This window comes from Lysinibacillus sp. FSL R7-0073 (genome assembly GCF_038009065.1).
GTDB classification, from domain to species: Bacteria; Bacillota; Bacilli; order Bacillales_A; family Planococcaceae; genus Lysinibacillus; species Lysinibacillus fusiformis.
Map to the genome: position 1 here is coordinate 3,786,418 of NZ_JBBPAS010000001.1, position 14,644 is coordinate 3,801,061.

Annotated in this window: 20 protein-coding genes; 6 read left to right on the forward strand and 14 right to left on the reverse strand. The window is 37.3% G+C overall.

Annotated features, from left to right (window positions below; all coding sequences use genetic code 11):
- Positions 1–31 precede the first annotated feature (31 nt).
- From MKY88_RS19060 to MKY88_RS19080, 5 genes are all read right to left on the reverse strand, one after another.
- On the reverse strand, positions 32–361 hold the full coding sequence (locus MKY88_RS19060) for a YuiB family protein (protein WP_025116669.1): 330 nt from the start codon (positions 359–361) through the stop codon (positions 32–34).
- Positions 362–567: 206 nt separating this feature from the next.
- Positions 568–2,361 carry a carbon starvation CstA family protein gene (locus MKY88_RS19065; protein WP_069482465.1) on the reverse strand — a complete coding sequence of 598 codons (1,794 nt, stop codon included), beginning with the start codon at positions 2,359–2,361 and terminating at the stop codon, positions 568–570.
- 118 nt (positions 2,362–2,479) lie between these two features.
- The gene (locus MKY88_RS19070; protein WP_340814439.1) at positions 2,480–3,223 is read right to left on the reverse strand and encodes a LytR/AlgR family response regulator transcription factor; all 744 of its coding nucleotides are present in this window, start codon (positions 3,221–3,223) and stop codon (positions 2,480–2,482) included.
- A 6-nt stretch (positions 3,224–3,229) separates the two neighbouring features.
- Positions 3,230–4,981, reverse strand: coding sequence for a sensor histidine kinase (locus tag MKY88_RS19075; protein ID WP_328201417.1), 1,752 nt, complete (start codon positions 4,979–4,981; stop codon positions 3,230–3,232).
- 24 nt (positions 4,982–5,005) lie between these two features.
- Positions 5,006–5,503, reverse strand: a complete 498-nt coding sequence (locus MKY88_RS19080) for an NUDIX hydrolase (RefSeq protein WP_069482467.1) — start codon at positions 5,501–5,503, stop codon at positions 5,006–5,008.
- 167 nt (positions 5,504–5,670) lie between these two features.
- Here MKY88_RS19080 and MKY88_RS19085 point away from each other — a divergent pair, with 167 nt between their 5' ends.
- Together MKY88_RS19085 and MKY88_RS19090 are read left to right on the forward strand one after the other, a co-directional pair.
- Positions 5,671–6,225, forward strand: a complete 555-nt coding sequence (locus MKY88_RS19085; protein WP_340814440.1) for a hypothetical protein — start codon at positions 5,671–5,673, stop codon at positions 6,223–6,225.
- A gap of 158 nt (positions 6,226–6,383) precedes the next feature.
- Positions 6,384–6,905 carry a GNAT family N-acetyltransferase gene (locus tag MKY88_RS19090; RefSeq protein ID WP_340814441.1) on the forward strand — a complete coding sequence of 174 codons (522 nt, stop codon included), beginning with the start codon at positions 6,384–6,386 and terminating at the stop codon, positions 6,903–6,905.
- Between the two features lie 193 nt (positions 6,906–7,098).
- On the opposite strand, the gene MKY88_RS19095 is transcribed toward MKY88_RS19090, so the two are convergent.
- The gene (locus MKY88_RS19095; RefSeq protein WP_328201130.1) at positions 7,099–7,473 is read right to left on the reverse strand and encodes a HesB/IscA family protein; all 375 of its coding nucleotides are present in this window, start codon (positions 7,471–7,473) and stop codon (positions 7,099–7,101) included.
- Positions 7,474–7,659: 186 nt separating this feature from the next.
- On the opposite strand from MKY88_RS19095, the gene MKY88_RS19100 reads away from it, so the two are divergent.
- Complete coding sequence (locus MKY88_RS19100; protein WP_069482471.1) at positions 7,660–8,352, forward strand: DUF2225 domain-containing protein; 693 nt, start codon at positions 7,660–7,662, stop codon at positions 8,350–8,352.
- Positions 8,353–8,399: 47 nt separating this feature from the next.
- On the opposite strand, the gene MKY88_RS19105 is transcribed toward MKY88_RS19100, so the two are convergent.
- Positions 8,400–8,636, reverse strand: a complete 237-nt coding sequence (locus tag MKY88_RS19105; RefSeq protein ID WP_004228295.1) for a NifU family protein — start codon at positions 8,634–8,636, stop codon at positions 8,400–8,402.
- Positions 8,637–8,720: 84 nt separating this feature from the next.
- Between MKY88_RS19105 and MKY88_RS19110 the strand changes: the two genes are divergently transcribed.
- The gene (locus tag MKY88_RS19110) at positions 8,721–9,056 is read left to right on the forward strand and encodes a YuzD family protein (RefSeq protein ID WP_193832951.1); all 336 of its coding nucleotides are present in this window, start codon (positions 8,721–8,723) and stop codon (positions 9,054–9,056) included.
- Between the two features lie 45 nt (positions 9,057–9,101).
- Here MKY88_RS19110 and MKY88_RS19115 read toward each other — a convergent pair whose 3' ends face one another.
- Entirely contained in the window at positions 9,102–10,166 is a 1,065-nt protein-coding gene (locus MKY88_RS19115; RefSeq protein ID WP_069482473.1) for an NAD(P)/FAD-dependent oxidoreductase, read from the reverse strand.
- Positions 10,167–10,435: 269 nt separating this feature from the next.
- Between MKY88_RS19115 and MKY88_RS19120 the strand changes: the two genes are divergently transcribed.
- Positions 10,436–10,672 carry a YuzB family protein gene (locus MKY88_RS19120; RefSeq protein ID WP_008178065.1) on the forward strand — a complete coding sequence of 79 codons (237 nt, stop codon included), beginning with the start codon at positions 10,436–10,438 and terminating at the stop codon, positions 10,670–10,672.
- Positions 10,673–10,752: 80 nt separating this feature from the next.
- Here MKY88_RS19120 and MKY88_RS19125 read toward each other — a convergent pair whose 3' ends face one another.
- Positions 10,753–11,505: a TIGR01457 family HAD-type hydrolase gene (locus MKY88_RS19125; protein WP_069482474.1), complete on the reverse strand. Its 753-nt coding sequence runs from the start codon at positions 11,503–11,505 to the stop codon at positions 10,753–10,755.
- Positions 11,502–11,954: a DUF86 domain-containing protein gene (locus tag MKY88_RS19130; protein WP_036119960.1), complete on the reverse strand. Its 453-nt coding sequence runs from the start codon at positions 11,952–11,954 to the stop codon at positions 11,502–11,504. Before MKY88_RS19130 ends, MKY88_RS19125 begins: the two co-directional genes overlap by 4 nt.
- Before the next feature lie 88 nt (positions 11,955–12,042).
- Between MKY88_RS19130 and MKY88_RS19135 the strand changes: the two genes are divergently transcribed.
- Positions 12,043–12,309, forward strand: a complete 267-nt coding sequence (locus tag MKY88_RS19135; protein ID WP_008178058.1) for a DUF3055 domain-containing protein — start codon at positions 12,043–12,045, stop codon at positions 12,307–12,309.
- Positions 12,310–12,436: 127 nt separating this feature from the next.
- Here MKY88_RS19135 and MKY88_RS19140 read toward each other — a convergent pair whose 3' ends face one another.
- From MKY88_RS19140 to lipA, 4 genes are all read right to left on the reverse strand, one after another.
- Positions 12,437–12,619, reverse strand: coding sequence for a hypothetical protein (locus MKY88_RS19140; protein ID WP_170844129.1), 183 nt, complete (start codon positions 12,617–12,619; stop codon positions 12,437–12,439).
- A gap of 62 nt (positions 12,620–12,681) precedes the next feature.
- Positions 12,682–13,209 carry a D-glycero-alpha-D-manno-heptose-1,7-bisphosphate 7-phosphatase gene (locus tag MKY88_RS19145; protein ID WP_328201134.1) on the reverse strand — a complete coding sequence of 176 codons (528 nt, stop codon included), beginning with the start codon at positions 13,207–13,209 and terminating at the stop codon, positions 12,682–12,684.
- 111 nt (positions 13,210–13,320) lie between these two features.
- The gene (locus tag MKY88_RS19150) at positions 13,321–13,671 is read right to left on the reverse strand and encodes a YutD family protein (RefSeq protein WP_193832954.1); all 351 of its coding nucleotides are present in this window, start codon (positions 13,669–13,671) and stop codon (positions 13,321–13,323) included.
- Between the two features lie 32 nt (positions 13,672–13,703).
- Positions 13,704–14,621 (reverse strand): lipoyl synthase, encoded by a 918-nt coding sequence (lipA, locus tag MKY88_RS19155; protein ID WP_069482477.1) that lies wholly within the window; start codon positions 14,619–14,621, stop codon positions 13,704–13,706.
- Positions 14,622–14,644 lie beyond the last annotated feature (23 nt).

The window sequence follows — 14,644 nt, forward strand, 5'->3', positions numbered from 1 at the left end:
TCAGTCAATAGAAAGAAGAGTACTGAGCAAATTAGAACATGCGATATCCACTTTTTCGTAAAAAAATCATCACAATACCTGCCACGATGGAGCCTGCAAAGCCTCCCGATAAAATAGCAATATCTACAAACTGAAGGGCTTGTAATTTATCGATTAACGCTGGAAATGCAGAACCTGGCTTGAAAATATAATCTAAGAAGCTTACTTCATCCACGATAAAGATCACAACAATTGGATATACAATCGCCATTAACCACGTCATACGTAACAGCATGTTTAATAAGAATCCGATACCAAAGAACATGACAAAAAATAACAAAATAGATATGATTAACTGTACTAATGAAACTGGACCATCCATGTATGTATAACCTCCGTTTTCCTCTCATTAGTTTACATGATTACGACAACGCTTTCAATGAACATATCCTTGTTTTCGCTTGTTCGACATATTTAGGAAATCATTTTTGTTGATTGTGATTGATCATGGATATTTCATACCAAAAAATACCATAAAAAAAAACTATTGAAGACCATTTCTTATCTCCAATAGTTTCTTTTATTACATTATGAAGTTGATTGAGTTAATACAAACTTTGGAGATTTCCACAGCTGTGCCCATTTTTTAAAGGCTGAAATAACAATGAGTAGCCCTAGCATCAGCATGATAACGGATAATATGCCATTTAACATATTAAAGCCGGCAGCTGCGGGATTCCAATAAACATTTTTAATCATCCAATAACCTGCCACATTCACAGTGATGTATAAATAAGTTAATGGGATAAAACAAGTTAGTGCATAGATTCGTTTATCTGCCACCTTCAGTACCATCGTCACTCCACATACTAAACCAATTGCCGCCATTAGCTGATTAGAAACCCCGAATAATACCCAAATGGAGCTGATATCTCCTGAATACAATAAATAACCCCACATAAAGCAAGCAAGTGCACTAGCGAAAATTGTCCCTGGTATCCAATTAGTACGCTTCAATGGCTTATAAACATTGCCCCCAAAGTCTTGAATTAAATAACGTGCCACTCGTGTTCCCGCATCTATCGCTGTTAGAATAAACACAGCCTCAAACATAATGACAAATTGATAGAAATAGGAGGATAACTCCGCAAACCAAGGAATACCTGTAAAAATATCCGTCATTCCGACAGCTAATGTCACGGCTCCTCCTGTTCGTCCCTCTAAGTCCATTCCAATACTTTGAGATAATGCTTGTAAATGAACAGGCTCCATTCCTAATGTAGCAAAAACTGCTGGCGCTGAGTTAATGGCAAAATAGTCTGCTGGATGCAGGGCTGTAGCTGCAATTAACGCCATCACACCTACTAACGACTCAACTAACATTGCTCCAAAGCCAACGATTCGAATATCTTCCCAACGGTCAATCATTTTAGGTGTCGTTCCTGAGCCTACAAAGGCATGGAAGCCGGAAATAGCTCCACAGGCAATCGTAATGGACACGAATGGCCAAACAGGACCTGCAATTACCGGACCTCCACCATGAATAAACTCTGTAAATGGTGGGAACTGAATAGCTGGGTTAACGAAAAAGACACCAATAATTAAAGCGATGAACACCCCAATTTTCATGAAACTACTTAAATAATCACGTGGAGCCAATAATAGCCACACAGGTAATGCCGCTGCAAAAAATGCATAGATAGGTAAAATAATTGCTAATGTATCACGATCAAACGTTAAAAAATCACCAAATGCAGTTCCTTGAATAAGCGGCCCTATAAATACGCCAATCATTAATAAAATAAACCCAACTGCTGACGTAACAAGTAAATTGCCTGTTTTACGATAAGCAATACCCACAAGCATAGCAATTGGAATGGTAATCCCTACTGCAAACGTCCCCCATGGATTGCGTTCCAAAGCTCCTAAAACTACCATAGAAAGACCTGCCATTGTAATTGTAATAATAAACAGCATGGCAAGGCCTGTACAGAAGCCAGCAATCGGACCGAGCTCTTCCTTCATCACTTCGGATAAAGACTTACCACCATGGCGCATAGAAGCAAACAATACGACTGCATCATGGACAGCTCCTCCAATGACCGCTCCTATTAATAACCATAGAAGACCAGGTAAATAACCGAACTGTGCAGCTAAAATTGGTCCAACTAATGGTCCCGCAGCAGCGATCGCTGCAAAGTGATGCCCAAAGGTTACCCATTTATTCGTCGGAACATAGTCTTTACCATCTTCCAAAGCATGGGCGGGCGTGGGCGTATCATCCTTTATTTTCAATACCTTTTTTGTAAAAAATATGCCATACAAACGATAGCTAATCACCAAAACACAAATAGAGCCTATCACAATTGTAATCGCATTCATGCAAACACCCCTTTTACTTTTTCCACATCATAGCAAAGGAATGTCCATGATATTCATAAAATTAACTGAAATGTCAGAATCAAAAGTTGAAATGTAGTTTTCTACCGTTGAAATGCAACTACCTCGATAGGTCAAAAATTTTCCGCACATCCTTCATATAGAGCCTACTGACAGGAATGGAATGTCTGTTGTGCAAAATTAAATTATATTTAGAACTACTCCAAGGCTCTAGCTCCACAATATGCTCTAAATTTACGATAAACGCACGATGGACACGCACAAATCCTTTTAATGTCAGCTTCTTTTCTAATGCTGCCAATGACTCCGAAGCAAAAAACCTCCCTTGCTCTGTGACAACCACCGTTTTACTGTCCTCCGATGTACAATATAAAATATCCTGTATTTTAATTAATAAAATTCGATCATTGACATAAACCGTTAATTTATCAAGCTTGTCAAGCTGTGATATCTTTATTTCTTCCATTGTTTTCGCCTGTGTAGCTATTTTTTTAGCTACTAACTTTTCTACAGCAGCCTGTACTCTCTGTGCTTCAAAAGGTTTCAGAATATAATCAAAGGCATTCACCTCGAATGCCTGTAATGCGTATTCATCAAAGGCAGTAGCAAAGATAATTTCGGGTCTTTGTGTATGCAACAGTAATTGTTTAGCTAAATCAAGTCCATTATTCATGCCTAACTCAATATCTAAAAATACACAATCAACCTGTTCATACTGTGTCGTGTTGTAAAAATCCTCCAGACTTTCAGACTCACCACAAACATTTACTAACGCTGTTTGCTCTAATAAATAGCGCAATTCAGCGCGAGCCAACGGTTCATCATCCACAATAAATACATTCAATCTCTTCTACTCCCATCTAGTCGCCTTTAACGGCAGTTGAATCATTATTTTTGTTCCTACATCCAATGTACTCACTATATGAAAATCAGCGTCAGAGCCGTAAATTTCATGAATACGTTGATAAATATTCCATAACGCCGTTCCAGTCCCTTGCTCCGATTGCATAATCTGTTTACCGAGCTGCTTTACCTGCTCTTTTCTCATGCCACAACCGTTATCTTCGGTTAACAAGACTAGCTTATCGTTCGCTCGTTGTACTTTGACAATAATCTTGCCTTCCTTACTATTTTTAAAAGCATGATAAATAGCATTTTCAACAAGAGGCTGTAATGTAAATGGTGGAATCTGCACATCGAAAAGTGATTCATCCATAATAAACTCAACTTCGTAACGCTTAGGAAATCTTGTTTGCTCAATGGATAAATAAGCCTCAACATGATCTATTTCATTTTTCAATGGAATAAGCATTTGCCGTGCACCTTGCAAATTGCTTCTAAAAAATGTACTAAGCTTGATCAATAATGCTCTTGCCTCATCTGCATCTGTACGGATCAAGCTTGATATCGTATTAAGGCTGTTAAAGAAGAAATGAGGATGAACCTGTGCCTGTAACGCTTTAATTTCAGCATCCTTTAATAACTTTCGTTGTTGTTCAATTTCAGCATATTCCAGCTGTGAAGAGAATAGTCTACTTAAACCCTCCGCAAGCTCCTTCTTCACCCCTGTTAATGAATCTGCTTTGGTGAAATACAGCTTTAGACTTCCAACCGTGCGATGCTGTACCATTAAAGGCAAAACAATGGCAGCGCTTAAAGGACAATCATCATGTGGACATTGAATTTCCTTTGCCGAAGTAGCCATTAAAATTTTCCCTTCCTCTAGTACTCTCTTCGTCAAAGCCGTCATAATTTCCCGATGAATTAAATGATGGTCTTCCCCAACGCCAACATGTGCTAATACACCGTTTTTATCCGTAATGGCGACCGCCTCTACATTAATTTCTCTTTTAATAATTTCAGCCACCGTCTGACAGGATTCCTCATTCAAGCCTTTTCGGAAATGCTCAATCGTTTGTTGAGCAATTGAAAAAGCTTGATGTGTTTGCAGTGCCTTTGCTCGTTCTTCTTCATCGATAAATGTTTTTATAATCATGAAAAATAAAAAGATTCCAAAGGCATTCATCAAAATCATTGGCATGGCAATCAATGTCACTAGCTGCAAAGCTTGCTCGAATGGCTTCGCAACTACTAAAATCACTAACATTTGAATCGTTTCTGCACAAATTCCAATGATAACAGCTTTCTTATAGGAAAAAGTTTGACGTATTTTGAAACGGTTGCTTAATCCACCGGTCATAAAGCCTGCTAAAATCGTCGAAATGCCACAGGCTATCGCTGTAAAGCCCCCAAGTGTCATACGGTGAATCCCTGCAATAATCCCTACACATACACCAACAAGGGGTCCACCGAAAATGCCTGCAATGGCTACACCAATTAATCTTGTATTAGCAATAGCCTCCTCAGCATTAATCGTACTATGTATCATCTGATTTAACGGGTGTATCGTACCGCTTTCAATTTTAATCCCTGTATAACTACTAATAATACATAAGCTACTAAAGATAATGACGAGCCATATTTTCTCCTTCGTCCCTTGCTCCTGAAACAGCTTCTCTCGAAACAGTCTCCATCTTGACATTAAAAAGGCAAACACAATGATCAGCCCGACGCGCTCTAACATAAATAAAAACAGCTCCATCATAGGTCCCCTCCCGAAGTCATATCATTTTTTAAAGAACAGTCGATACGAGGTATACCCAAAAATATCGCCAGGATTAATCCCCTCTATCGCTTCTAACTGATGTTTTTCGAATTGATTGGATGCCATTTCTTTTAACATAACGGAGGTTGTTTCATCTTGTGCGAGCTCCTGAGGATACAACCATTTGGCTTCTAGTATTTCTTTTTCCTGAATGCATACCTGCTGTTGTTCATCTAGCATACGACAATAAAAAATCGCCATATTATCACTGATATCGTCACGGATAACGCCTGTACGAAATCCAATTAAGCCTGATACACTGCAATCTATTCCTGTTTCTTCCTTTATTTCACGTATGACCGCCTCATCCACGGTTTCACCTGCGTTAACAAATCCCGCTGGCAATGACCAACGTCCTTTCAATCCGCTATAAGCCTTTTTCACAACTAACCATTGTCCAAGCTCATTCACCGTAACACCGGATACACCCAACCATATTTTCCCTCGATCTTTTCTCATAACCTTCACCTCTATATAACTATTATACCTGCTCGCTTTCAGTGGAATGAAGCTTTTATTCAGAATTTTAAGACCAATCTTTATAATTCAAAAATGCATAGACAATCCTTATTTGTAAATATGTTACACTGAGTGCATCTCATCATTTTAATAAGAAAGGAGATTTTATGTTACATGCACTATCAGTACGAGCAAAATACTTTGTAGCAGCTCCTCTTATATTAGCGATACTCACGCCTTTTTTAGCCTTTTTTACGCCTCTAACCATATCGCAGACATTCTATGCCCATAGAGAGGATGTCGTCCTGATGACACCACCTAGCAACTTTATTATGCTATTAATAGCCTTAGGCTTGATCTTCGTAGTTTTCATTGTACTCGGATTAAAAAGGAATCCAAACATCTACACCCTTGCATGCGTCATCATCTTAAGTAGTATCGTATTAGGTTATTATTCTTTATTAAGCTATAGCGCCATACAAAAGGATCAAATCGTTTTTCAACAGTATCACCATCAAACTATTTATAAATGGCAAGATTTACATGAGGTTATCTATGAATACGAAATAGGTACGTTTGGAACCTATTACTTTCAAACTAAAAGCAATGAACACTTTGTCATTAAGGAAAATGGACAATTTGGTCTTGATGAAAAGAGGGCCATCTATAAGCTAGCAGTTTTAAACGGCGTAAAGTTTATGGAGCGTGAAAAGTCTATTTAACTCCATGCTAAAAGGGTTCTTCCATCACTATCAAAAGAAGCCATTTTCTTATTTTCACTTTGTTCCACTATCCAGCAATCGGGGGAGGAGATATAGATTTTCAGAAAATAAAAGCCATCCAACCTACCACATGGTTGAATACAGAAAGGGAGAGTAAAATGATCATTAAAATGACTCCATCTACTATGAAGGATTTTAATAAATCAAATGACGGTTTTATAGTCTCGGGGAAAATTATACCGACATTCAAAGATAAAGTTTGGACATTTACAGAGGAAATATGTTCGGAGCCTTACTTCAAAAAATATGAAGAAGATGTAATTGATCTCAGTTACATAGAAGATATCGAGAAAGCTGTATTTTTTTATTATATTGACAACCACTGTGTAGGACAGATTAAGATGTGCTCTAACTGGAACGGATATGCACTTATTGAAGACATCGCTGTCGCAAAAGATTATAGAAAAAATGGCGTTGGCTCTGCCTTACTAAATAAAGCCATTGAGTGGGCAAAAGAAAGAAACTGCTGTGGTCTCATGCTTGAAACACAAGATATCAATGTTTCAGCTTGTCATTTTTATGCCAAAAATCAATTCGTAATAGGTGCAGTGGATACAATGCTATATTCAAATTTTCCAACAGCTAATGAACTAGCAATTTTTTGGTATTATAAATTTTAAATTATTAGAGTGCCTTGTTTAATTATCTAGACAAGGCTTTCCTTTAAGACTTTTATGTTTTCAAAACAAAGTAAAAGCCTCTTCAATTTGTTGTTTTCAAAACATACAAATCAAAAAGGCTTGGTATTCACAACTAGTTCAGATTGTGTTTACATATTATCAGGATTGACTTCTACATTTATATCACGTTTAATTATTCACAAATCTCAGGTGTACCTTCACGCTTTGCTGTTTTGAAAGATGTACCGCAGCCACATGATGCAATGGCATTTGGATTATCGATTGTAAAGCCACCGCCCATTAGCGATTGTTTATAGTCAATTTTTGTTCCCATCAAAATCGGCGCATCTTCACGGGAAACAAGAATTGTTAAACCATGTTGTACATCTACAAAGTCATCCTCTTTTTTCTCTTGATCAAAATGCATACCATAGGATAGTCCGCTACAGCCGCCACCGTTTACTACTACACGTAAAAAAGAACCTTGCTCTTCATTATGCTCCATCATCTCATTAATATGAAAGGCGGCAGCCTGTGTAATTTCAATAACTTGCTTTGTACTTGTCATCCCCATCACCTTCCTTCTTACCTAATATCATATCAATTTTGACCATTGTATGACAAACATTCAGCTTCAAGGTAAATTTTAGTGATAGTTCTCATATTTTTCACATGTTTAGGAATTTTTGTTCATGTTTCTACTAGCTCCATTGGTATAATAGTTACAATGACTTCTATGTAGGGGGTAATATATATGGATATTTCACCGTATTATGAAAAACAAATTCAATGTTTGAATTGTAAAAAGGATTTTCCGACGTTAAAAGTTCGTTCCAAATTTATTAAAGTAGAACAAACAGAAACCGATTTCCACCCTATTTATACGGATGATGTGAATGCACTTTATTACAATGTCTTCGTTTGCGAGCATTGTGGCTTTTCATTTACAGAGGATTTTACAAAATATTTTGCACCAGGTATTCAAGATGAGATTCACACGCAGATTACAAAAAAGTGGGTGCATCATGATTTTAAGGGAGAACGTACTGTTTTTCAGGCGATACAGGCGTATAAATTGGCTTTCCTCTGCGGCACGATAAAAAAAGAAAAACATGTCGCTATTGCTGGTTTAGCTTTGCGTCTTGCTTGGCTCTACCGTTCTCTCAAAAATAGTGGGCAAGAGGAGCGCTTTATGAAACTTGCGCGGGATCATTATATGGAATCATATTCAACAGAAGATTACAGTTCTACACAAATGTCTGCTGTACGTATCATGTATATGATTGCTGAATTATCAAGAAGAATCGGAGACATTGAAAATGCGACACGCTTCTTCTCTAGAGTGATTGAAAAACAAAGTAGCGGTGGTGAGGCAAAAATTATAGATATGGCAAAAGAGCAATGGGCTATCATCCGCGAAGAAAAAGAGCATGCGCGCCACATATAAATAAAAAAAGTTCTAGTCTGAGATTCAGCTAGAACTTTTTTTATGTCTTAGAATACTTGCTCTACTTCCACAATACCTGGTACTTCTTCTAATAATGCGCGTTCGATACCAGCTTTCAATGTAATAGTAGAACTTGGGCAACTGCCACAAGCACCTAATAAACGTAATTTTACAACGCCATCCTCAACATCTACTAATTCACAGTCTCCACCGTCACGTAGTAAAAATGGACGTAATTTATCTAATACCTCTTGAACTTGGTCGTTAATTGTTGCTTCAGCCATTTTATCTCGACTCCTTTCCTTATAATGATTATAATGTTAGCAACAGAAAAAATCCAATATTGAATCACAAGGAGAGAAAATACGATGCAACCAACTAAACCTATGATTGAAATTTATGGAACAGCTGTAATTTGCGCTAGCTGTGTCAATGCTCCATCTTCCAAAGATACATATGAGTGGCTACAAGCAGCTATCGACCGAAAATATCCAGATCAACCCTATGATATTCGTTATATCGATATCGAAGGTCCAATTGAGAATGATAGAGATCAAGACTATGCGACACGTATTCAGGAAGATGAATTTTTCTACCCTCTTGTTCTCATTAATAATGAAGTCGTTGGTGAAGGCTATGTACAGTTGAAACCGGTATTCACTGCACTTGAAGGTTTAGGGTTTGTTCCAGATAAAACAGTTTAATCAAACCAAGGGATTGTTTCAAGTAGAAACAATCCCTTTTACTAACTAATCATTTTGACGTTTGTAATACCATAATAATCCAGATTTCATTAAACGAGCGATACGACCTGTAACTGTTGTATCTGCCAAATAGACAAAACCTTGTTTTTTACCAAGGGCACCCATGAAACCTTTTAATTTAATATCTGGCATTTTTTCAGGTAATTGTTCGCCCTTCCAGCGCATACGAAGTACTTTTACAATTAGCTCTGCTTGTTCCTCTGCTAACTGTGCAGTTGGAGGTAAATCTGAGGAAGCACAATCTCCAACAATATATACATGTTCATCGTCAAGTACATTAAAGTACTGTGTTACTAGTGGACGACCCTGTTTATCCTTCTCTACATCCATATCACGTACGATTTTGACAGGCTGTACGCCAGCTGTCCAAACGACCTTATCGAGTAAAATTTCATCTTCATGATTAAAAATTTTACCTGGTTCCACTTTAGTAATATTGGAATTGGCAATAACATCAACGTTATGCTTAACGAACCAATCCTTTACATATTTACTTAGTTTTTCAGGGAAATCCTTTAGAATACGTGGACCTCGGTCAAATAGCTTTATTTTTAAATCAGATCGACTTTCACGTAGCTCACTTGCAAGTTCGATACCACTTAAGCCAGCCCCTACAATTCCGACTGTAGACCCAGCTGGTAAACCACATAGAGCTTGAAGTGTAGCACGTGATTGTCCCATTGTTTGAATGCTATAAGTGTACTCCTCTGCACCTGGTACACCATGATATTTATCTTCGCAACCAAGACCAACGACTAAATCATCATATTCAATACGTTGCCCATCTTCTAAAACGACTACTTTTTCCGCACGATTAATTTCAGTGATTTCTCCATATACAGGCGTTAAACGTTCATGCTCAGGGAAGCTTACACGAATCTCTTTATCTGTAGCAGTACCTGCTGCTAACGCATAAAACTCAGTTTTTAAACTATGGAAAGGGGCTCTATCTATTATGACTACCTCTCTGTCTAATGGCAGACTATTTAATAGACGAAGCATGACACGCATATTGCCATAGCCGCCACCTAAAAGTACTAATTTACCCATAATATTCTCCTTTAATATCTCTTTTAATAATTGTTCACAAAGTATCCACAAACGAGTATACCCGATTGTGAGAAGTTTCACAATATCAGAATGAAAATTTGTGAAGGATTTCACAAAATAAATGAAAAGATGTTCATTTCGATAGATTTTTAATCAATTAATAACGGTTTTCCCTTAAAGTTTTATATAAAAACGCTTCTTTACCTTCAATTTAAATAATTGACGAATTTCGTAAAACCGAGTAGCATTACTTTGGTGAGGTGACATGGATGAATCCAATGGTTGAATTTTGTATTAGTAATTTAGCAAATGGCTCTCAAGCAACTTATGAAGTACTCGAACGCGATCCGAATATTGACGTTTTGGAATATGGCTGCCTCAGTTATTGTACAAAGTGCTCAGAATCTTTTTATGCTATTGTCAATGGTGAATTAGTAGAAGCTGATTCTCCAGAAGCATTAACGAAAGCCATTTATCAGTTTATTGAAGAAAATCCTTTATGGTAGTTTGCTAAAACGCCTATATGAATAAATTTGAACAAAAAAAATGGATGTTATGCTAAAAAATCTGCATAACATCCTTTTATTTATTGTAACGCTTCCACTACATATGTAGGTTGAAGTTCTTTCTCTTGTACAACCTTTGTGGGCGTAACGCCTGTATTCACATGGATTGTATCACAGCCAAAATTAATACCGCACATAATGTCCGTATCATAATTATCACCAATCATAACCATGTCTTCTTTAGCAAAATGATGTTCTGTCGCAATCACTTCTAGGATAGCAGGTGATGGCTTACCTATATAAATAGGATCAACGCCTGCAACCTCTCCTACTAAACGAGCAAAAGAACCATTCCCTGGTAAGAAGCCATATTCTGTTGGGAACTTAATATCCTGATTTGTGGCAATAAAGACTGCTCCTTTTTGGACAAAGATAGTCGCTCTAGCAAGTGCCATATAATCAAGCGTTCGATCAATTCCCATGACAAATACATCCGCCTCATCTTCAACAGGCACAATATTTTCACTAAGTAATGCCTGACGAATACCATCAGAACCCATCATAGCTACTTTTTTACCTGCATAATGGAGTGCCACATACTTCGCTGTGACGGACGCACTTGAATAAATATGTTCTAATGGTGCACTAATCCCTATAGACATTAAAGCATCTTGCAGTTGTTCACGTGTTTTAGAAGAGTTATTCGTGACATAAAATGGCTCGATTCCTCCTTGCTGTAAGCGATGAATAAAAGCAACAGCAGAAGAAATCCCTTCCTTTCCACGGTAAACAGTGCCGTCTAAATCAAAGCAATAGGCCTTATAATCTCTCATTGATGATCCTCTGGTAAAAAGGCAGAAACTGGACCTAGCTCATTTGTTAAATAACTATGGACTGCAGGCGAGAATTGCTTTAATGCTGATAAATTGGCTGTAAGTACGTGGACAACTTCATCGATATCTACCTCTATAAACTCGCGTACAAGCATTTTACGCAAGCCAACAACTGCTTTATATGGTGCCTCCATTTCAGCAACTACGACTTTTTCATCGACTAATATATCAATAATATCCTCGTAGCTTCCTGGGTCGCGCATTATGAAACCGTCAATCATTAAATTTCCTACATCCATCATTGACTCCATAATGTTGTGACCAATTCGCTCGATAGCTAATTTCTTTATATCATTTTGAGACCAATTATTCTCTGTCTCCAAAATGGCTAATAGCCCATCTAAGTACTGTAAATTTTTTGTGATTTTATTACGATCTACAAAATACACAAGGAAAGCCCCCATTCAAATCTTTAAAAGTTGATAGTCTTTTCTCTTCTATAGTACCATAACTATAGGACTGGAAGGAGATTAAAAGATGGAACGTTTTTTTTTATATGATGATGTAGAAGATACAAAAACTCGCTTTGTTAGCTTTGCAGGAAAAAAATTACGCTATGATTTAGCGATATTACAATCTGGCCGCTTCTTTGGGAAAGTGCTTGTCATGGATATTCAATTTGGTCGCTTTGCGATTATTGGTCCTGATGATGTAGAAGAGCCTGGCTACTTAGAACATGTATACAATCGTACAGAGGACGAAACAGAAGAACTTCGGGAATATTTACGTGAGCTATTGAACTAACACCCTTTTTACAGGGTGTTTTTTTGTAGGCCATCATTAAATTGCACGAGCATTTTTTGTGAATCAATAAATCAAGATAAAAAAATTTCGCTCACCAGTTGGCTTTTGCGAAATCTTTTAAGGTCGATTATTTATTGAGCGTGGATGGATTATCTTTATTATGTGGCTTGTCTTTATTTTCATTATCATTTTGCTTTTTCGCTTCGTTATTTTGACCAATAACGCCTAAATCATCTACACTAATATCAAAACCATATCCATATTCTTCACGATCTAGGGGCTTTTTATTGCGCTTATCCTTCGTCAACATCATCACCTCCACTCATAAATTATCCTTTTTTCAACGTTTTATACTTCTTGTACCTTCATTTCTCAAGCTGTTGCATCCTTAATTATCCACCGCGTTGCACTCATCAAATCAGGAAAAATTGCATCTGCTAATGGGTCATCCCCACCTAAAAACACGCCCTTTGTACCTGCTTGTTTTCCAGCTATAATATCTGTATCCGTATCACCAACCATATAGGATTTCGATAAATCAACGTTATATTTCTTTCCTAAATCAATAATTAGTTTACTATTAGGTTTCCTACAGGCACAGCCTGACTTAGGTTTATGGGGACAATAAACTACTTCATGAATAATGGCACCTTTTTTCTTTAGCTCCTTGACCATATGCTCATGTATTTTTTGCAAGCCACTTTCGCTCATAAAGCCTAAACCAACACCACCTTGATTTGTCACGACAAAAATATAGTCAAAGTGTTTATTTAATTTGCGAATAGCTTCTGGAACTTGTGGTAAAAAGTATAAATCTCTAGGTTTATTAACAAATTTCACGCGTTTTGTTAATACTTCATTGATTACACCATCACGGTCTAAAAAGACGGCTCTTTTCATTTGTATCTCACCTTTAATTAGCTGTTTTGAGCTTTATTATTCCCCAATCATACAAAAGCTAATAAAAACAAAGAAAAAAACTTGATGCACATCACATCAAGTTTTTTCTTTTTATTCTGCTAATGGTTCTTGGTCGGTTGGTTCCGCTATTATTTCATTAGCATCCAACACCTCTGGCTGTTTCATAACTTTCCCTGTTTTACGTAAGACAAAATAGGCGCAGCCAAAATTACAATACTCGTATAAATAATCTTGAAGCGTACTTATTTTCGTATCAAAAGTCGACTTTTGATTTTTATCATCAAAAAAGCCCTTTAATCGTAATTGGTTATAGCCCCAATCACCTACTATATAATCATATCTAGCCAATATATCGGAATACCTTTCCTGAAAAACTTCCTCCTGAAAGGCTTCACGAAAATCTTCTAATAGTTCATATTCTAATCCTTCAACTATGATCAAAGTGACACCACCCTCTTGTTCATCCTTGACGCTTAGAGCTCTGCTTGTAACTGACGTTCTTTTGTTGCAGCATTTACTTGTTCGTCAGCATGGTAACTACTACGTACAAGTGGGCCAGCTTCACAATGTTTAAAGCCTTTTTCCATAGCAATTTTTCGCAGTTTCCCAAACTCTATCGGTGAATAATATTTTTTAACTGGTAAATGCTTTTTCGTAGGCTGTAAATATTGACCAATCGTCATGATATCTACATGATTTGCTCGTAAATCATCCATTACCTCTAAAATTTCATCATGAGTTTCTCCTAAACCAATCATTAAAGATGATTTCGTCGGAATATCTGGTTGCATTTCTTTAGCTAGACGAAGGAACTCCAAAGAACGCTCGTATTTTGCACGAGCACGTACTCTCGGTGTTAATCGGCGCACGGTTTCAATATTATGATTTAAAATGTCTGGCTTCGCATCCATTAACATTTGAAGGTTTTCCTTCATACCACCTAAATCGGATGGTAATACTTCAACAGATGTGAAAGGACTTTTACGGCGAATAGCACGTACTGTTTCTGCTAAAACTTCCGCTCCCCCATCTTTTAAATCGTCACGTGCTACCATAGTAATGACAACGTGCTTTAGGTTCATAATTGCTACTGAATCTGCAACACGTTCTGGCTCTGCCAAGTCTAATTCATTGGGTAAGCCTGTTTTTACTGCACAAAATCGACAAGCACGTGTACAAACCGAACCAAGAATCATCATGGTAGCCGTACGTCTTTCTCCCCAGCATTCATGAATATTTGGACAGCGAGCCTCTTCACAAACTGTATGAAGATTTTTCTCACGCATTAGCTTCTTAAGACCTTTATATTCATCATTAGTGTTTAGTTTTATTTTTAGCCAGTCTGGTTTTCTTAAATGTTCTTCCTTACTTGTAGGTTTACAAGATGTCATACGGATATCGCCCCTATCAAAAA

Excerpts from the sequence above, each read along its gene's own strand:
- MKY88_RS19060 (WP_025116669.1), bottom strand. The coding sequence starts at position 361 with ATGGATGGTCCAGTTTCATTAGTACAGTTAATCATATCTATTTTGTTA.
- MKY88_RS19065 (WP_069482465.1), bottom strand. The coding sequence starts at position 2,361 with ATGAATGCGATTACAATTGTGATAGGCTCTATTTGTGTTTTGGTGATT.
- MKY88_RS19075 (WP_328201417.1), bottom strand. The coding sequence starts at position 4,981 with ATGGAGCTGTTTTTATTTATGTTAGAGCGCGTCGGGCTGATCATTGTG.
- MKY88_RS19080 (WP_069482467.1), bottom strand. The coding sequence starts at position 5,503 with ATGAGAAAAGATCGAGGGAAAATATGGTTGGGTGTATCCGGTGTTACG.
- MKY88_RS19085 (WP_340814440.1), top strand. The coding sequence starts at position 5,671 with ATGTTACATGCACTATCAGTACGAGCAAAATACTTTGTAGCAGCTCCT.
- MKY88_RS19090 (WP_340814441.1), top strand. The coding sequence starts at position 6,384 with ATGATCATTAAAATGACTCCATCTACTATGAAGGATTTTAATAAATCA.
- MKY88_RS19095 (WP_328201130.1), bottom strand. The coding sequence starts at position 7,473 with ATGACAAGTACAAAGCAAGTTATTGAAATTACACAGGCTGCCGCCTTT.
- MKY88_RS19100 (WP_069482471.1), top strand. The coding sequence starts at position 7,660 with ATGGATATTTCACCGTATTATGAAAAACAAATTCAATGTTTGAATTGT.
- MKY88_RS19105 (WP_004228295.1), bottom strand. The coding sequence starts at position 8,636 with ATGGCTGAAGCAACAATTAACGACCAAGTTCAAGAGGTATTAGATAAA.
- MKY88_RS19110 (WP_193832951.1), top strand. The coding sequence starts at position 8,721 with ATGCAACCAACTAAACCTATGATTGAAATTTATGGAACAGCTGTAATT.
- MKY88_RS19115 (WP_069482473.1), bottom strand. The coding sequence starts at position 10,166 with ATGGGTAAATTAGTACTTTTAGGTGGCGGCTATGGCAATATGCGTGTC.
- MKY88_RS19120 (WP_008178065.1), top strand. The coding sequence starts at position 10,436 with ATGAATCCAATGGTTGAATTTTGTATTAGTAATTTAGCAAATGGCTCT.
- MKY88_RS19125 (WP_069482474.1), bottom strand. The coding sequence starts at position 11,505 with ATGAGAGATTATAAGGCCTATTGCTTTGATTTAGACGGCACTGTTTAC.
- MKY88_RS19135 (WP_008178058.1), top strand. The coding sequence starts at position 12,043 with ATGGAACGTTTTTTTTTATATGATGATGTAGAAGATACAAAAACTCGC.
- MKY88_RS19140 (WP_170844129.1), bottom strand. The coding sequence starts at position 12,619 with ATGTTGACGAAGGATAAGCGCAATAAAAAGCCCCTAGATCGTGAAGAA.
- MKY88_RS19145 (WP_328201134.1), bottom strand. The coding sequence starts at position 13,209 with ATGAAAAGAGCCGTCTTTTTAGACCGTGATGGTGTAATCAATGAAGTA.
- lipA (WP_069482477.1), bottom strand. The coding sequence starts at position 14,621 with ATGACATCTTGTAAACCTACAAGTAAGGAAGAACATTTAAGAAAACCA.